This window comes from Bacillus sp. DX4.1, assembly GCF_030348195.1.
GTDB lineage: Bacteria > Bacillota > Bacilli > Bacillales > Bacillaceae_G > Bacillus_A.
On record NZ_JAUCFT010000008.1, the window covers coordinates 3,895,573 to 3,913,329 of the forward strand.

Genomic DNA, 17,757 nt, shown 5'->3' on the forward strand with positions numbered 1-17,757 from the left:
TACAGCCAATGAGGGAGAAGATTCCCATCAAAAAAGAGCCGTTTCTAGCACGGCTCTTTCTCATGCGTTACACACCTTGATAGGCTTGTATATACACTTCTTTTAATTCTGAAATAAGTGGTAATTTCGGATTTGCAGTTGTACATTGATCTTCAAATGCGCGTTCAGCCAACGTACCAACAACTGCTTCAAATGTTTCTTGCTCTACACCTTGTCCAGCAATACTCATATTAATATTTAATTCTTTTCCCAGTGCAATAATGGCTTGTACTAATGATTCCACGCCTTCTGTCACTGTGCTTGCTGGAAGTCCAATCATTCTTGCGATATGAGCGTAACGCTCGTCTGCAACAAAGTACTCATATTTTGGGAACAATGCATGCTTTCTCGGTTTAATTGCATTATAGCGGATTACATGCGGCATTAGGATTGCGTTGGCACGACCATGCGGGATATGAAATTCCGGTCCAATTTTATGTGCCAAGCTATGGTTAATGCCAAGAAATGCATTAGCAAACGCCATTCCTGCAATTGCTGAAGCGTTATGCATTTTCTCACGTGCCTCTTCATCATTTCCATCTTTGTATGCTCTTGGTAAATATTTAAATACGAGATCAATCGCTTTTAACGCCAAACCATCTGTATAATCATTTGCCATAATAGACACGTACGCTTCAATCGCATGTGTTAACACATCCATTCCAGTGTCTGCTGTTACATGCGGTGGTACCGTCATTACAAATTGCGGGTCAACAATTGCCACGTCTGGTGTTAGTTCATAATCTGCAAGCGGATATTTTATATTGTTCTTTTTATCTGTAATAACCGCAAATGGAGTTACTTCTGAACCTGTTCCTGATGTGGTTGGAATCGCAACAAATTGCGCTTTATTTCCAAGTTTCGGATATTTACATGTACGCTTTCTTATATCTAAAAATTTTTGCTTTATCCCAAAGAATGTTGTTTCTGGATGCTCATAGAATAGCCACATTCCTTTTGCTGCATCCATTGCCGATCCACCGCCAAGAGCAATAATAACGTCCGGTTTAAAACTTCGCATCATGTCTGCCCCTTTAAATACGGTTTCATCTGATGGATCTGGCTCTACTTCAAAGAACACCTCTACTTTTACATCATTCATATGTTGACGTAAATAATGCGTTACTGTATCCACATAGCCATGCTCTACCATGCCAGGGTCTGTTACAATGAATGCTCTCGAAATATTCGGCATATTTGCTAAATACCCTGTTGCATGTTTTTCAAAATAAATTTTGGGCGGCAGTTTAAACCACTGCATATTCTTTTTTCTGCTTGCAAGTCTTTTTATATTTAATAAATGTGTTGCCGTCACGTTTTGAGAAACAGAGTTCTTCCCATATGATCCGCATCCGAGTGTAAGCGATGGAATAAACGCATTATATATATCACCGATTCCACCTTGTGCTGACGGAGCATTTACGATTAGTCGGCATGCTTTCATACGTAAACCAAATTGTTTTTGCACTTCTTTATTTGCAGAATGAATTACTGCCGAATGCCCTAAACCACCAAGGTTTAGCATTCCTTCACAATATTTAAATCCTTCTTCTAATGAATTCGCTTTTACACAAGCTAATACTGGGCTAAGCTTTTCACGAGATAGCGGATATGCTGCACCGACTCCTTTAATTTCAGCTACGAGCATTTTTGTGTCTTCCGGTACAGTAATCCCCACTAATGCGGCAATATAATGTGCTGATTTTCCAACAATATCACTATTTACTGCACATGTATTCTCATTAATAACAAGCTTCTCTAATTTTTTTCGTTCGTCTTCTGTTACAAAATAACAATTGTTTCCTATCATTTCTTGCTTCACATCATCATAGATTTCTTTATCTACAATAATTGCTTGTTCAGAAGCACAAATCATACCGTTATCAAATGTTTTGGATAAAATTAAATCATTTACAGCACGCTTCACATGTGCCGATTTTTCCATATAACATGGAACGTTACCTGGTCCTACTCCTAAAGCTGGTTTACCGGTAGAATACGCTGATTTCACCATACCTGCGCCTCCCGTTGCCAGAACAAGCGCTACACCTTCATGATTCATTAATTGCTTCGTTGCCTCAACAGAAGGTTTTTCAATCCATTGAATACAGTTCTCTGGCGCACCTGCCTTCACTGCCGCATCACGTAACGTTTTAGCTGCTGCAATCGAACAGTTTTGTGCAGAAGGATGAAATGCGAAAATAATTGGGTTTCTTGTTTTCATTGAGATTAACGCTTTAAACATCGTAGTCGAAGTTGGATTCGTTACTGGTGTTACCCCAGCAACTACACCGACTGGTTCTGCGATTTCTATTATTTCTTCATGAGGATCCTCACGAATAATTCCTACCGTTTTATCTTTTTTCATACTATGCCAAATATATTCAGTTGCAAAAATATTTTTGATGCATTTGTCTTCATAAACACCACGGCCCGTTTCTTCAACAGCCATTTTCGCAAGTGGCATATGCTGATCTACACCCGCAAGTGCCATTTCATGTACAATGTTGTCAATTTGCTCTTGCGTAAACGTCTCTAATGCTTGTAAAGCTGCTTGACCGTTCTTTACTAACGTATCAATCATTTCTGTTACTTCTTGCATTTCATTTACAACTTTCTCTTTGACTACCATGTAAATTCCTCCTATTCTGCTATAAGGCCACAAAAAGTCCCTCAGGGTCTTAATACGTCCCTAACAACTAAAAAAAAATAGAATTACTTTTCCTACATGAATCCCACTATTTGTGAAACTATTCACATATTTGTATGTGAAGCACCTCGTTTCATGATTTTACTATACACGAAATATTTTTATTTGTGTGTGTCTGTTTTGTGAAGTATTTCACAAACTTTAAAGTAGAATAATGGAAAAAGCACCGCTCCATTCTGAACTGCACCCCAATTGTTAGACATAGTCTAACAATTGGAGGTGCAGTTCACCATTCAGCAGTGCTTTTTCTATATAAATCCATTTTAATTTTTCGACATATAAGCCGCGGCTATGGATAACAAAAGGTGACCTGCACTCGTTTTCTCTCTTTGTTTTCACTATGTCTGGGCAGGAAAAGGATCTGACCGCTTCTATGCATAGCCGGATGCTCTCTCCCACCTAAAAAGAAGGGTTCTATGTCATTTTTTAATTTGTATTTATATGTTAAGCTAACGCTTGTGCTAAATCTTCAATCAAGTCTTCTCCGTCTTCAATACCGACAGAAATACGAATCAATGTATCTGTTATACCGAGCTCTTTACGACGATCTGCAGGAATGGATGCATGCGTCATTTGAGATGGAATCGAAATTAAACTTTCTACCGCTCCTAAACTTTCAGCAAGTGTAAAGTACTGTAATTTCTCAAGTACCGTGTTTAACGTTTCTTCACTGTCCACATCGAATGAGATAATTGCACCAAATCCGTTTGCTTGTTCTGTTGCAAGCGCATGATTTTGATGTGCTTCAAGCCCTGGATAATATACTTTGTTTACTTTTGGATGATTGTTTAAAAACTCAGCAATTGCACGTGCATTTGCCTCATGTTCTTCCATACGTACCCCTAATGTTTTTAAGCCACGTAGTAATAAAAAGCTGTCTTGTGGCCCAAGAATACCACCTGTTGAATTTTGTACGAAATGAAGATCCTCTGCTAGTTGTGCGCTGTTTACAACGACTAATCCAGCAACAACATCACTATGCCCACCTAAATATTTTGTCGCACTATGAAGTACAATATCTGCCCCTAAAGAAATTGGTGACTGCCAATATGGCGTCATGAATGTGTTATCAATAATTGTTAATAAACCTTTTTCTTTTGCAAATGCTGAAATTTGTTTAATATCTGTAATTTTTAATAGTGGATTTGTTGGGGTTTCAACATAAATTGCTTTTGTATTTGGACGAACTGCTTCCGCTACTTCTTCTAAGTTTGTCGTATTTACAAATGTATGTTCAATACCAAAGCGATTCAATACTTTCGTTATGACACGATATGTTCCGCCATATACATCATCTGTTAAAATGACATGGTCTCCTTTAGAGAACAACATGATAACTGCTGTAATTGCAGCCATTCCTGATCCAAAGGCAAATCCTGCATGACCGTTTTCTAGCACTGCAATCATTTCTTCAAGTGCTGAACGTGTTGGATTCCCTGTACGTGAATATTCATATCCTTTATGTTTACCGACCGCTTCTTGTTTGTACGTACTCGTTTGATAAATTGGTACATTTACAGATCCAGTTGAAGGTTCTCCTATACGAATACCATGAATTAATTTTGTTTTTGCTCTCATTTTTTATTCCCATCCTTTGTATATATGTTTACTTAAATAACGTTCACTGCTATCTGGAAAAATGGTCACGATATTTGTACCTGGTTTTGCTTTTTCCGCTTCTAATAAACTGGCATGAAACGCGGATCCTGAAGAACTACCTATAAGAAGCCCTTCCTTCTGAGCCAACTGTTTTACACGCGAAAATGCATCTCGATCAGAAATTGTATGAATTTCATCAAAATAGGATGTTTTTAAAAATGGCGGTATAAATTCAAGACCAATTCCTTCTGTTTCGTGTGAACCAGCTTCACCACCGTTTAAAATAGATCCCTCAGGTTCTACAATAACCGTCTTAATCGCACTATTTTGTTCTTTTAAATAAGATGCAGTCCCCATAAATGTTCCACCTGTGCCAGCACCTGCTACAAATATATGAATATCTCCATTCAACGCTTCCCATAATTCTGGACCTAGCGTCTTATAGTAAGCCCGTGGGTTTGCTTCATTTGCAAACTGACTTGGCGAATATGAATTAGGGATCTCTTTTCTCAATTCCTCTGCTTTAGCAATTGCGCCTGTCATTCCTTTTACAGTTGGTGTATGCACAATTGTTGCACCGAGTGCTTTCATCAGCTCTTGCTTTTCAATACTAAACTTTTCTGGGACACAAACGATAACATGTAAATCATGCTCTAATGCCGCAAGTGCCAGTCCAATTCCAGTATTTCCTGCTGTCGGCTCAATGATGGTGCCACCTGGTTTGACAAGCCCTTTCGAGAGTGCATCTTCAATCAATTCTCTTCCTAAGCGATCCTTCACACTTCCGCCTGGATTATAAAATTCAAGCTTAGCAAATAATCGAACGCCCTCTGGAAGTGAAAAACGAGTAATTTCTACGATCGGCGTATTTCCGATTAGTTCATGAACTCCACGATACACCTTCATCGTGTTCTCCCCCTTACTTACCAATAAAGAAAAGGCAACTGTATGTATTTTCTTTATATCAGACAGTTGCCTTTTTGTTACATTACTTTAACTCTTCTAATACTTTTACAATGAAGTTTGTGGAATGAAGCGCTGCTTGATCTAAAAATTGATCAAAAGAAACATCTGATTCTTTACCAGCAATATCCGAAAGTGCGCGAATAATTACAAATGGCACTTTATACTGGTAGCATACTTGTGCAACTGCCGCCGCTTCCATTTCAACTGCATAAAGATTTTCAAATTTCTCACGGATTGCAGCAACGCGGTTTGGATCGCTCATGAATGAATCGCCTGTTGCAATCATGCCTTTCACAACTTGAATCTTTTCTTCGGCCTGCATGCATTTTTCTGCTAATGCAACTAGTTCTTCATCTGCCGTAAACCCTGCTGGCATTCCTGGCACTTGACCATATTCATAATCAAATGCAGTTACATCAACATCATGATGACGTACTTCAGTTGAGATGACAACATCTCCAACGTTTAAAGACTGGTGGAAACCACCAGCTGAACCTGTATTAATCACTTTTTCAGGCTGATAGCGTTCTAATAAAATTGTCGTTGACATAGCTGCATTCACTTTACCAATACCAGACTTCAGCAAGATTACTTCATGTCCCGCTAATGTTCCTTTCGTAAATTCACAGCCTGCAACCGTTTCTGTTTCTGCATGTTCTAGTTTATCACGTAAAATACGTACTTCTTCTTCCATTGCTCCAATTACAGCAATTCTCAATCTAATCCCTCTTCCTATTGCTTAGTTGCCTCCATCACCCATACGAAATGATTTCGTCTGTTAAATGTTACATGAAAGCCATTGTTTTCAAAAATAGATTGCATGATCGGAATACGTGTATAGTATTCTGTTTGCAAATCGTTTGCTAACTGGTCAAACCCTCTTTGCTTTGCGGCTTCAACAGTTTTATCATACGCTTCTTGATCTGCAAATATTGTATCAGCAAACACTATTTTACCACCTTTATTTAGCAATTGACTATATTTCATAATTGCTACGTCTTTTTCTTCATCTGTTAGATGATGAAATGCATAGGTGCTCACAATTGTATCAATAGAATTTGGAACATCAAAATTGAGAAAATCTCCTTCTGTAATTGAAAATTCTTTCGGAAGCTTTTCTTTTGCAATCGTACGCATTTCACGCGACGGCTCTATACCGTAAACGGTGCGCCCAGCAAGTAATAGTTTGTTTGTTAAATTGCCGGTACCAACACCAAATTCTAATACCTTTCCAAATGATTTGTTTACTACATCCTCTAAAATCTCCTCATAATGGGCGAAAACTTCTTTATATTGTATATCTTCGCCTTGTACGAATGAATCGTACGTATGAGCCCATTCGTCAAATAAACCATTAAATTCTGTACCCATATGAATTCCCCTTTTTCTTATCGGTTTTATCAGTATGATATGCTCTCTTTACAAAAATGTCAATTGAAATGCAAATGGTATTTCCTTCTTTTCTTTGTTACACTTAACTAGATTATGCAGAAAGGGGCGATTTTCGTGTCATTTACCTTTGAAATGTTGGAAGATAAAGTAGAATTTTTCGAAGCATCAGACTTAGTTTCTTTAGAAAAAAAAATTAATGAACAAATCGACAATAACAAAGCACTCATGCTGGAAGTTCATCATATTTCTCATCAAATGGTAGTCGATTCTGATAGCAAAAGACCCTATTATAGTGCAGTTGTTCATTTCAAATTAAAAAAAATGCGCTAAAAAAGAGAGAGGTTGTAATAACCTCTCTCTTTTAGTTTAGAGTTTGAACAAGTGTTGGCTTCCAACCCTCATTTTCTACCCAATCAATATTTACATAATATTTTTTACCAGTTTGTTTATCTTGTACATTACCATATGCTTTTTGCTGACCGTTATTACCAATACGGTGAATGACCAATTGTTCTACTGGAACCTCAATTGCAGAGGAAATTGCTTGTTTCATCTCATTCCAATCTGCTGTTCCTTGTTGAAATGTCATTGCTGGTGATGCACCTTGTTCTGTACCGATCGGCTTCCATGAAGGCTTCGTATACGCTTCCGTTGCTTTTGGTTGTGTTTTTTCAGCCGCTACTTTTTCATTTGCCTTTGCTTCTTCTTCAGCTTTTTTCTTCTCTTCTTCAGCCTTTTTCTTTTCTTCCTCTTCTTTCTTCTGCTTTTCTAATTTCGCCTGTTTTTCTGACTTAGCTTCTTCTTTGTTTTCTGTTTTCGCAGCTTCTTTAGTTTTCGTTGTTTGCTGCGATACTTTCTTGTCTGGAGAAGACGCTTGCTCTGGTGCATCAGAAGTAAACATTAACTGATATGCTACAACAATTACTGTTAATAATACGATAGCAATTGCGATATTTAAAACACCGTTTTGACGACGTTTTTGTTGTTTCTTTTGGAATCTAGATCCTCCTGCCATTCTTCAAACCTCCATGCAGTTTTTTCTACTTGCTATTGTAACATTAAATGCAAGAAGGTTGAACTATTACCGCGATATTTTCACGAAATGAAAACATTTAGTAGCATTTATTTCCTTTAGCATATTGTAGATGCCCTATTTCAAATAATAACAATGAAAGAAATGAAGTGGAGAATAACTGTCAGCTTGCACTCGATTATACAGGGATACAGGCCTAATGATGGCAATATTACTTCATGTCTTTCTCCCACTGAGCAATATCTTGTACAAATTCTTTGAAAATTGCCGTTACAATATTTTGTTCACTATTTGTTTCTATATCGACAACAACTAAAGCATATCGCGGGTTTTCATACGGAAAATAACCAGCAAACCAGCGATTTACCCGGTTTTCTTTCCCTGTTTGTGCCGTTCCGGACTTTCCAGCAACTGATAACGGCAATGATTGAAAAGAATTTCCCGTTCCATGCTCCATCGTTACAACTTTTCTCAATAATTCTTGTACTTTTTTCACTGTATGATATGGAACTCTTTTTCCTGCTAATGTATGATCTTCAAAACGATATAAAGTTGTTCCATTTTTATACCGAATTTCTTTGACCGCTTTTATTTCTTTCTTCTCCCCACCCCTTGCAATAGTCGCCATCATGTTTGCAATAGCCAATGGCGATAATCGTACATCTTTTTGACCAATTGCCGTTTGAGCAATTGCTTTTTGACTTCTGCTATTCTCTTTATCCTTCCAAACTACCGATTCCTTTTCTTCTGCTAATTGTTTAAATAAAGAAGTATGAAAGACCGTTCCCTTCCAACCAACCGTTTTACCTGCCCCTAGAGCCTCTGTATAGGTCTCTATTACTTCTTTATCCCTTTTCATCAATTCATTACCAAGCACAGCAAATGCTCGATTACAGCTTCTTGCAAAGCTCTCTGTAAAGGTTCGCTTCCCCATCATTATTTCTGCTTTATTCTCTCCATATGGATCCGTATCACAATCGAACGTACGATGAGGATGAACAAGATCATAATCAATTGCTGCAGCTGCAATAACGGTTTTAAACACAGAACCTGGGAAATGCGGTGTAAGCATTTGATTTTCCATCCTTTGTTTATATGCCTGGTTGCCATTCATCTGCACAGAGGGTTTACTCACCATTGCTACTATCTCATTCGTTTTTACATCAAGCAGTAGCAGCCCCCCTTTTTTTAATTTGTATTTCTGTACAACCTCTTCAGCCTTTTTTTGCAACGTCCTCTCTATCGTCGTTTGGACTGTCACTGGATAAAACGGATTAGCAGGAGAGGTATATTTAACCCGCTTTCCAAAAATCGGTTCTCCCTGTCGATCCACATGATATAGTAACTTTGCTTCCCCATCTGCAACTAAAAACTCATCAAATGATTGCTGTAATCCAGAAATACCAATAGGAGTTTGGCTAGATAACTTTTTTAATTTCTCATATCGTTTTTTAAATTCCTTCTCATTTTCCCCAACTACACCGATAAGGTGCTCTGCTTCTGAGGTTCGTTGCATTCTTACTTCGGTTGCTACCATACCTAACATATCAGTGCTGTTCACCTTTTCCATTTGTTCTTTTGTTAATTGAAACAGTCGATTACCTCTTTGAAATATAAATGGCTTACTTCTACCTTCCATTTGCGCTCTAATATCTTGTCTAGACACACCAATGATATGCGCTACTTTCTCTAACATGTCATTTTTTATTTGTAAAAATGGGAAAATAATTAAAGCTGGATATCTTTCTTCGCCAAGTTCCTCTCCATTTCGATCAATAAAATGCCCCCGTCCATCATCTACTATTACCGACTGTGTCCGCTGAGCAACACTTTTTTCAAGTAAATTGATATTCCTATCAGTAAATGACTCAGTAGCTATAAGCTGTATTTGCGCTAGCCTACCAAGTAATACAAGCATCACACACGTAAAACAGAGTAAAGTGATTATAATTCTCCGCTTCATTTTCATAACAAAACACCTCGTCTATTTCAGTTTAGACGAGGTGTTATTCTTTTTATACAAACCGAAATATGATTAGAGTTTGTATTACTCTTGTATTATTGATTATTGATTATTGATTTTGTGGCTGCTTTAGAAATTTTTTAAGAATTGACCTATAGCTCTCTTCATCTATTCCTGAATTTTTTGCAACCTCAATTGAAGTAGTTGTTACTTGAGCCGCTGCTTTTAAATAATCCGGTTGTAAAGCCTGCATTTCACTTCTTTTTTCTTTCGCGTTTTCAACCGTTACAGAATCAATACATGCAATCATATTGTCTACTATCTTTAAATATTCATTTTCTGCGTCAATTAACTTTTGAATTTCATCTTTATTACTTACTTTAGATTGTTTTAAGTAAGTATACGCTTCATTCACTTCATCTTTGAACAGTTTATCATTATTCTTCGCCTGTTCTTGTAACATATTCTTCATATCATCTATTGCCTTCTGATCCATTGTATCCCGTAACAGATATTCTGGATTACCAATCGCATAATCGTACTTAATCGTCACATCCTGAAATATTTGCATTACAATAGCTAATTGGTACTCTAGATCAAAATCCTCGAATTTCTTTTTATCCTTATTCTTATCTAATTCTGCTTTTTCCTTTGTATTCGTTGTACTTTCTGAAGGCGAAGTTGTTGCTTCGTCCTTTTTCTCTTCTTGTTTCGATTTCGATTCGTTTGATGCACTTGTTGTCTCACTAGATCCACATGCTACTAATCCTGTCATCATTGCGCTACAAATAAGTACTACAAATAATTTCTTTTTCATAAATAGTCCCTCTCTCTTATCCCCTTTTAAAATCCCTTCCCATTTCAAAATATGGAAATTCCCCAATTATGATATCAAAATTAAAGATCCTACATTATCATATTTTGTCGAATAAAGAAAAAATATGATAATGTAGGATAATTTTCTTCCTCTCTCTCATGCATCTGGTCATTCAAAATAGTGAGAACGTGGGCTTAATAAGAAGGATAAACAAATAAAAAAGTTCCTTCATACGAATATGAAGGAACCTTTTTATTATTTTACAGAGACGATCTCAACTTGCATTTCTCCGCCTGGTGTTTGAATCGCTACCTTTTCACCAATTTGCTTACCAAGTAAGCTTTTTGCGATTGGAGAATCATTAGAAATTTTACCTTCAAATGGATCTGCTTCCGCACTACCAACGATTGTATAAGCTTCTTCTTCCCCACCTGGTAATTCTTTAAAAATAACTGTTTTACCTAATGTTACGACTGTCGAAACTTCACCGTTATCTTCGATGATAACTGCGTTACGAATCATATTTTCCAGCTGTGTAATGCGACCTTCTACGAATGCCTGCTCATCTTTCGCTGCATCGTACTCAGAGTTCTCAGAAAGGTCACCGAAGCTACGCGCAATTTTAATACGCTCTACAACTTCTTTACGTCTTACTGTTTTTAATTGTTCAACTTCATGCTCTAACTTTTGTTTCCCCTCAAGTGTCATAGGGTATGTTTTTTCTGTTGCCATGTTTTCCACTCCTTTTATATACCAATCCCCTGAAAAAAAGAGGAGTTCAATATGAAAACTCCTCCGCCTTATCATATAGCGGAGGTTTCTAGCGCAATGACACTAGTGGAGTTGTCACATACAACCCCGTATTTTCCCAATTCTTCCTTACCCCGCTATTTGCGGGCAGTAAAACTCCCACCTCAAACTCCAAAGGAAAGCGAGGAAGACAGGTGGAGGATAACTGCCCGTAAAAGCCCGATTGGTGAAGGCTAACCACCAATGGGGGATGAAGAAACTCCCTCATTGGTGGAAGTTTCACTTTATATAAAGAAGATATGTATGGAAAGTTGATATAAATATGCCCTCACCTACAGAAAGGTGAGGTTGGCATGTTTCATTGTATTCGATAGGAAGGGAAAAAATCCCTTCCTATCGTATATCTTTTACTATGCTATTACAAATTCACTTTTTGTTCAAGAATTGTTGCAATTTTTGTAACCATAATATCGATAGCAACATGATTTTGTCCACCTTCTGGGATAATAATATCCGCGAATTTCTTCGAAGGCTCAATGAATTGATTATGCATTGGACGCACAACATTTACATATTGTTCAATAACGGAATCCATTGTACGGCCGCGTTCTTTAATGTCTCGCTGCATACGACGTAAAATACGAAGGTCAGCATCTGTATCAACAAATAATTTAATGTCCATTAAATCACAAAGACGTTCATCTTCTAAAATAAGAATACCTTCTAAAATAATTACATCTTTCGGCTCAACTGGAATAATTTCTTCCGAACGTGTATGCAATGTATAGTCGTACACAGGCTTTGCAATTGGCTCATATGCAAGCAATTGATTTAAATGCTCAATTAACAAATCATTATCAAATGCTAATGGGTGATCATAATTTGTTTTTAAACGCTCTTCCATTGGTAAATGATCTTGATTTTTATAATAATAATCTTGTTCTAAAATTAAAATCGAATGACCATGAAAATGATCAAAAATTGCTTTTGTTACACTTGTTTTACCAGATCCTGAACCACCAGCAATTCCAATTACAACAGGCTTGTTCGTCCCCATTCAACTACCACTCTTTCTTATTGAAGTATGCTTTTTCGCATCATGTTGTTCACATACACTGGTTGATCCACTTTGAATTTCACGATCTGCAGCGGATGTCTTGCTGCATCTAATTCGTTTCCATCCTCATCCCAAATTTTTTCCACCGTCTGTGTAAAGTTTTCTATTTCTGGTCCAAAGAACTCGACTTCATGACCTGGTTTGAAGTAGTTACGCTGCTCTAACGTTACAATGCCTGTTTCTTCATTATAATCTAACACTAAACCAGCGAAATCATACGTTGTTTTCTTACTATGATTTCCATACATTTGTTCTTGATACCCAGGAACTCCCTCAAAGAATGCAGGAGCTGTATCACGATTTGCACATTTATCAAGCTCGTCTAACCATTCTTGTTTAAACTCAAAGTTATCAGGATCCGCGCAATACGTATCAATTACTTTGCGATATACAGTTGCTACCGTTGCTACGTAATGAATGGATTTCATACGGCCTTCAACTTTTAAGCTGTCAATTCCAATCTCGATCATTTTCGGAATCGAAAGAATTAGATTTAAATCTTTTGGACTCATTGCAAAATGTGCATCGCCTTCTTGGAATAAAGGAAGTTCTTCTGCCTCTTTATGTTGTGATACTGTTTGAACTAAGTCATAATCCCAACGACAAGACTGACAACAACCACCACGGTTAGAGTCACGTGCTGTCATATGGTTACTTAATGTACATCTTCCAGAATACGCAATACACATTGCACCATGGACGAATGCTTCAATTTCAACATCAACGTTTTCTTTAATTTCCTTCATTTCTTCATAGCCTACTTCACGAGCCAATACAAGACGATGTAAGCCTTCTTCTTTCCAATACTGCGCTGCTTTCCAGTTGGATAGTGATTGCTGTGTACTTAAATGCACTTCAACAGAAGGTGCTACACGTTTACACGTCTCAATAATAAGCGGGTCCGCAACGATAATACCCGTTACACCAGCTTTTTCAATCCCTCTTAAATAGTCTTCTAGCCCATCCATATTTTCATTATGAGCAAAGATATTTGTTGTTACATATATTTTCGCGTCATATTTCTTTGCAAATTCAACGCCTTCTGCCATTTCTTCTAACGTAAAGTTACCTGCATTTGAACGAAGACCAAATTCTTGTCCACCTAAATATACAGCATCTGCACCGTAATGGATAGCTACTTTTAATTTTTCTAAATTACCCGCAGGGATTAACAGTTCAGGTTTTTTCACAATAACGCGTTTTCCATCGATTACACGTGAAATTTCTTTTACAGTCATTTCCTACATCCTCCTCGTTTAGTAAACCGTTTCTTTAAAGAAGAATCCTGTATCTAACGGACGATTTACTGGTTGAATTTCTTCTATTTCTTTATATAAATCGTCTTTCATGTCATAATACGCATCGCGATCTTCTACACATAAATCAATGGCCTTACGATATTTCTTTGTCACTTCAATAATATATTCGGAACTTTTCAGCACACCGTCAATTTTCAAGCTATCAATTTCAGCATCGATTAGTTCATCTAACTCATCAATGAAACAAATATCATTCGGACTCATAATATGAGTCCCATTTTCATCCTCATAAATTGGATATTTATTATTACGTTCTGGATCATGTAAAAACATATTCTCTTCATGCTTTTTCTTTTCAATTTCCAGACTACGATCTTGATACTCAAAGTAGTTTCCTACTAATGAACGCTTCGATTGGAACATGCATGTCATACCGTGAATTTGTACTTCTAGCTCCACTTCAGCATTTTCTTTTAATTCAACAATTTCATCTAAGCTTAATTCACGTGCAAGCACAGCACGTTTTGCACCTTTTCGGCCCCAGTAGTTACATGTGAACCAGTTTGTTGCTGTCGTTTCTGTATTCCAGTGCATTTGCATATTCGGTGCTACTTCACGCACAGTCATTAACACAGCTGGATCTCCAAATACAACTGCATCTACATGCACTTCTTGTAAAAATGCAATATAATCTTTTAAGGCTTCCACTTTCTCATTATGGAACATAGCGTTCATTGCTACATATACCTTCATATCATTCTCATGCGCAATGTGTACCGCTTGCTTCACATCTTCACGAGAGAACTCCCCTGCTAAACGTAAACCAAACTTTTGCTCACCGATCACCACTACATTTGCTCCTGCTTTTGCAAGAGGTTCAATGTCCACCAACGCTCTTGGCGTTACTAACAATTCAGGTTTTTTCATAATGCGTCACCCTCTCTTTTTACTTACTGCTACTCCATCACCAATTGGGAAAATAGTTGTATCATATCCGTCATGGTTCATAAGCCATTCGTTATACGTCTTAATACGACGAATCAAACCACGCGTACGTCTATTTTCAATCTTCTCTTTTGTCGTTACAAGCCCATGATACATGACGTTATCTGAAATAATAACACCACCCGGATTTAATAACGGCTCATATAAATCAAAAAAGCGACGATATTGTCCTTTTGCTGCATCAATAAAAATAACATCAAATGTTCCATGAGTTTTCACTTGTTCACCCGTTTCTAACGCATCTCCATAAATAACTGAGATACGTTCTTTTACAGGAGAACGATTTATATATTCAAGTGCTTTTTCATATCGATCTACATTCCGCTCTACTGTTACAATGCGAGAATTTGGAATAGCTTGCATCATACGAATACTGGAATAACCAATGGCCGTCCCAAGCTCTAGTATGCTTTTCGGACCAATTAATCGTAAAAATTGCAACATAAATTCCATTCCCAGACGATCCATAATCGGCACATGATTTTCACTTGCATAATGTTCCATTTCAAGAATAAGTTCATCTTTCGGATCAATAAATGATAGTAAGTATTCGTTAACTGCATCCTCCATAAATGGTCCTCCTTATTTACATGGAGAAGTGCCTCTATGACGCGTCAAGCCTTGCCTCTTCACACATAGAATGCAATAAAAATACAAGCCCGCTCACCCTTAGCTTGTACGTCCCGTTTTGATATTAAAAACGATTCTTCTGCCAGTTTTTAACCCGATACATTCTATCACAAAAAAGAGGGATATGCGAATCTTTTCGCTTCCCCTCCCATTTTCATTTCTTTTGTGTAATATATTTTTGTTTTAATGCATTATGCTCTTCTAACGTTTTTGCATAATATACTTCACCACTTGGTGCAGCTAAGAAATAATAATAGTCTGTTTTTTCAGGTTCTAATGCCGCTTGTACAGAATTTTCACCCGAATTGGCAATTGGCCCAACTGGTAACCCTTTTACAACATATGTATTATATGGAGAATTCACTTTTAAATCCTCATATACTACACGCTCTTTATGTTTTCCGAGCGCATATAACACCGTCGGATCTGTTTGCAATGGCATTCCTTTTACTAAACGATTATAAAATACACTGGATATTTTTTGTCGGTCCGTGTAACCTGTCGCCTCTTCCTCAATTAAAGAAGATAACGTTAATAATTGATGAACATCCCATTGTTTTTTTTTCATTTTTTGTTCATTTTTAACAATTAACTTATTTGTTTTTTCAAGCATCGGCGTCACAATTTCTTCTAAAGTCATCTCTTTTTTATAATAAGAATACGTTGCCGGATATAAATAACCTTCTAACGGATATTTAATATTGGTATCGAAAATTTTGTTCGTTAATAATACCGGATATTTTTGCTGCAACTTTTGTACAAATGCCTTATCGTTTAATTGGCGAACAACATCGTCTTTATTCCAATTCAGTTCCTTTGCAATGATCTCTGCAATTTCAACAACTTGTGCGCCTTCTTTAATCGTTAATTTATAAGCAACCGGACGGTGCACATTTCCAGATGACATTTCTCCCATTACTTCATCCACATTCATAGATGGATGTAACAAGTATGTACCAGCTTGTAAATTTCTGGATTTAGCTTTTGCATAAAAGCTAAATACTGTCCCGTTCTTCACAATCCCTTTTTCTTCAAGAATTTCTCCAATTTTACTTGTAGATGATCCTTTCGGAATCTCTACTTCAATTTCTTTTTTATTTCCAATATCAAACGGTTTTAATGCTGATGAAATATAAGCATAGATAGAACCGCAGACTACGAGTAGCGCAATAATTACGATTAAAAACCCTCTTCTGCGCTTCTTCTTTCCTTGATTAGCTACCAAAATTCTTTCCTCCTTATTCAATTGTAGACCGTATATACGTACTCTATACAACAACCTACAAAATCACAGCAACTACATCTATACCTGATAGACGGTTTTCTGTTTTTTCTACAATCCGTCTTATTATACTATAAATAATTACGCCTTTTCGACAATAAATCTGTCATGGTGTGTTTAAATACAAAAAAAATGAACTGCATTCGCAGTCCATCTTTTCGTAAAATTATTCTTGGCCTTCTTCTTCTTCAGCAAGCGTGTTAAACATTTCTTGTACCATTTCCCACTCTTCTTCAGATTCGATTGGAAGTAATGTTCCACCAGATTCTTCTTCATTTTGCTCAAAAGCCATTGCATCATAAATTTGCTCGCCATCTTCGTCAACTTCACCGATTGGAGAGAAGACTACATAAGATTTTTTGCCAAATTTTTCAGCATCAAAAGTGAAAATAATTTCACATAAATGTTCGTTACCTTTTTCGTCAACAATTGTAATTTGATTTTCTTCCATTTTGGTCACCTCTTATTTACTATCTAAGTATCCTTGTAAAATCACGACAGCTGCCATCTTATCAATGACCTGCTTTCGTTTTTTCCGGCTAACATCAGCCGAAATGAGTAGACGTTCCGCTGCCATTGTTGACAGACGCTCGTCCCACATTACAATTTCTAATTGTAACAGCTCATGTAGGTTTTCTGCAAATTGCTGACAAGCTTCGCCACGTGGACCAATCGTACCATTCATATTCTTTGGCAATCCCACTACTATCTTGTCCACATTGTACTGTTTTACTAACTCAGTAATCCGATCAAAACCAAACTGACCTCGTTCTTCATTAATTTTAATCGTTTCCAAGCCTTGCGCTGTCCAGCCCATTTCATCACTGACTGCAACACCGACTGTTTTTGTACCAACATCTAAACCTAATATACGCATAAATTACTCCTCACGATGATGTTTCAAGTAGGACTTCACAAGTTCTTCAATTAATTCATCACGTTCTAGCTTACGAATAATATTGCGTGCATCTTTATGACGAGGTATGTATGCTGGGTCTCCACTTAATAAATAACCGACAATTTGGTTGATCGGATTATATCCTTTTTCTTGAAGTGCATCATACACAGTTAAAAGTACATCATTCACATGGACACTCTGTTTTTCATCTTGGAAGTTAAACTTCATTGTTTTATCAAAACCGTCCATTTCAAGCACCTCACTTTAGTAGTAAGTATAGGGAGAAGAACTTCTCCT

18 protein-coding genes are annotated in these 17,757 nt (G+C 37.1%); 1 reads left to right on the plus strand and 17 read right to left on the minus strand.

The annotated features are described in order from the left end of the window. Positions 1–67: 67 nt before the first annotated feature. The 5 genes from adhE to QUF99_RS22915 form a co-directional block, all read right to left on the minus strand. Positions 68–2,671: a bifunctional acetaldehyde-CoA/alcohol dehydrogenase gene (gene adhE / locus QUF99_RS22895; protein ID WP_289373126.1), complete on the minus strand. Its 2,604-nt coding sequence runs from the start codon at positions 2,669–2,671 to the stop codon at positions 68–70. 522 nt (positions 2,672–3,193) lie between these two features. Then, positions 3,194–4,327 (minus strand): bifunctional cystathionine gamma-lyase/homocysteine desulfhydrase, encoded by a 1,134-nt coding sequence (locus QUF99_RS22900; protein ID WP_289373127.1) that lies wholly within the window; start codon positions 4,325–4,327, stop codon positions 3,194–3,196. Between the two features lie 3 nt (positions 4,328–4,330). After that, complete coding sequence (locus QUF99_RS22905; protein ID WP_289373129.1) at positions 4,331–5,254, minus strand: O-acetylserine dependent cystathionine beta-synthase; 924 nt, start codon at positions 5,252–5,254, stop codon at positions 4,331–4,333. Between the two features lie 82 nt (positions 5,255–5,336). Further along, positions 5,337–6,032 carry a 5'-methylthioadenosine/S-adenosylhomocysteine nucleosidase gene (gene mtnN, locus QUF99_RS22910; protein WP_289373131.1) on the minus strand — a complete coding sequence of 232 codons (696 nt, stop codon included), beginning with the start codon at positions 6,030–6,032 and terminating at the stop codon, positions 5,337–5,339. Positions 6,033–6,046: 14 nt separating this feature from the next. After that, positions 6,047–6,685 (minus strand): class I SAM-dependent methyltransferase, encoded by a 639-nt coding sequence (locus tag QUF99_RS22915; RefSeq protein ID WP_289373133.1) that lies wholly within the window; start codon positions 6,683–6,685, stop codon positions 6,047–6,049. A 135-nt stretch (positions 6,686–6,820) separates the two neighbouring features. Between QUF99_RS22915 and QUF99_RS22920 the strand changes: the two genes are divergently transcribed. Next, positions 6,821–7,036: a YrzA family protein gene (locus QUF99_RS22920; protein WP_289373135.1), complete on the plus strand. Its 216-nt coding sequence runs from the start codon at positions 6,821–6,823 to the stop codon at positions 7,034–7,036. A 31-nt stretch (positions 7,037–7,067) separates the two neighbouring features. Here QUF99_RS22920 and QUF99_RS22925 read toward each other — a convergent pair whose 3' ends face one another. The 12 genes from QUF99_RS22925 to QUF99_RS22980 all read right to left on the minus strand — a co-directional run bounded on the left by QUF99_RS22925 (position 7,068) and on the right by QUF99_RS22980 (position 17,709). Continuing rightward, positions 7,068–7,721, minus strand: a complete 654-nt coding sequence (locus tag QUF99_RS22925; protein ID WP_289373138.1) for a YrrS family protein — start codon at positions 7,719–7,721, stop codon at positions 7,068–7,070. Between the two features lie 229 nt (positions 7,722–7,950). After that, a complete protein-coding gene (locus QUF99_RS22930) occupies positions 7,951–9,708 on the minus strand; it encodes a peptidoglycan D,D-transpeptidase FtsI family protein (protein ID WP_289373139.1) in 1,758 nt (585 codons plus the stop codon). 103 nt (positions 9,709–9,811) lie between these two features. Then, positions 9,812–10,519, minus strand: coding sequence for a hypothetical protein (locus QUF99_RS22935; RefSeq protein ID WP_289373140.1), 708 nt, complete (start codon positions 10,517–10,519; stop codon positions 9,812–9,814). A 255-nt stretch (positions 10,520–10,774) separates the two neighbouring features. Then, positions 10,775–11,251: a transcription elongation factor GreA gene (greA, locus tag QUF99_RS22940; RefSeq protein ID WP_289373141.1), complete on the minus strand. Its 477-nt coding sequence runs from the start codon at positions 11,249–11,251 to the stop codon at positions 10,775–10,777. 436 nt (positions 11,252–11,687) lie between these two features. Continuing rightward, a complete protein-coding gene (gene udk, locus QUF99_RS22945) occupies positions 11,688–12,326 on the minus strand; it encodes a uridine kinase (RefSeq protein WP_289373142.1) in 639 nt (212 codons plus the stop codon). Positions 12,327–12,343: 17 nt separating this feature from the next. After that, positions 12,344–13,624 carry a peptidase U32 family protein gene (locus tag QUF99_RS22950; protein WP_289373143.1) on the minus strand — a complete coding sequence of 427 codons (1,281 nt, stop codon included), beginning with the start codon at positions 13,622–13,624 and terminating at the stop codon, positions 12,344–12,346. 18 nt (positions 13,625–13,642) lie between these two features. Continuing rightward, on the minus strand, positions 13,643–14,572 hold the full coding sequence (locus tag QUF99_RS22955; RefSeq protein WP_289373144.1) for a peptidase U32 family protein: 930 nt from the start codon (positions 14,570–14,572) through the stop codon (positions 13,643–13,645). 6 nt (positions 14,573–14,578) lie between these two features. Then, complete coding sequence (locus tag QUF99_RS22960) at positions 14,579–15,220, minus strand: O-methyltransferase (protein WP_289373145.1); 642 nt, start codon at positions 15,218–15,220, stop codon at positions 14,579–14,581. Between the two features lie 214 nt (positions 15,221–15,434). Beyond that, a complete protein-coding gene (mltG, locus tag QUF99_RS22965; RefSeq protein WP_289373147.1) occupies positions 15,435–16,505 on the minus strand; it encodes an endolytic transglycosylase MltG in 1,071 nt (356 codons plus the stop codon). Between the two features lie 223 nt (positions 16,506–16,728). Continuing rightward, the gene (locus tag QUF99_RS22970; protein ID WP_033672679.1) at positions 16,729–17,013 is read right to left on the minus strand and encodes a DUF1292 domain-containing protein; all 285 of its coding nucleotides are present in this window, start codon (positions 17,011–17,013) and stop codon (positions 16,729–16,731) included. A gap of 12 nt (positions 17,014–17,025) precedes the next feature. Then, positions 17,026–17,439 carry a Holliday junction resolvase RuvX gene (gene ruvX / locus QUF99_RS22975; RefSeq protein ID WP_286122051.1) on the minus strand — a complete coding sequence of 138 codons (414 nt, stop codon included), beginning with the start codon at positions 17,437–17,439 and terminating at the stop codon, positions 17,026–17,028. Positions 17,440–17,442: 3 nt separating this feature from the next. Then, positions 17,443–17,709, minus strand: a complete 267-nt coding sequence (locus QUF99_RS22980; protein ID WP_033672681.1) for an IreB family regulatory phosphoprotein — start codon at positions 17,707–17,709, stop codon at positions 17,443–17,445. Positions 17,710–17,757: the final 48 nt, after the last annotated feature.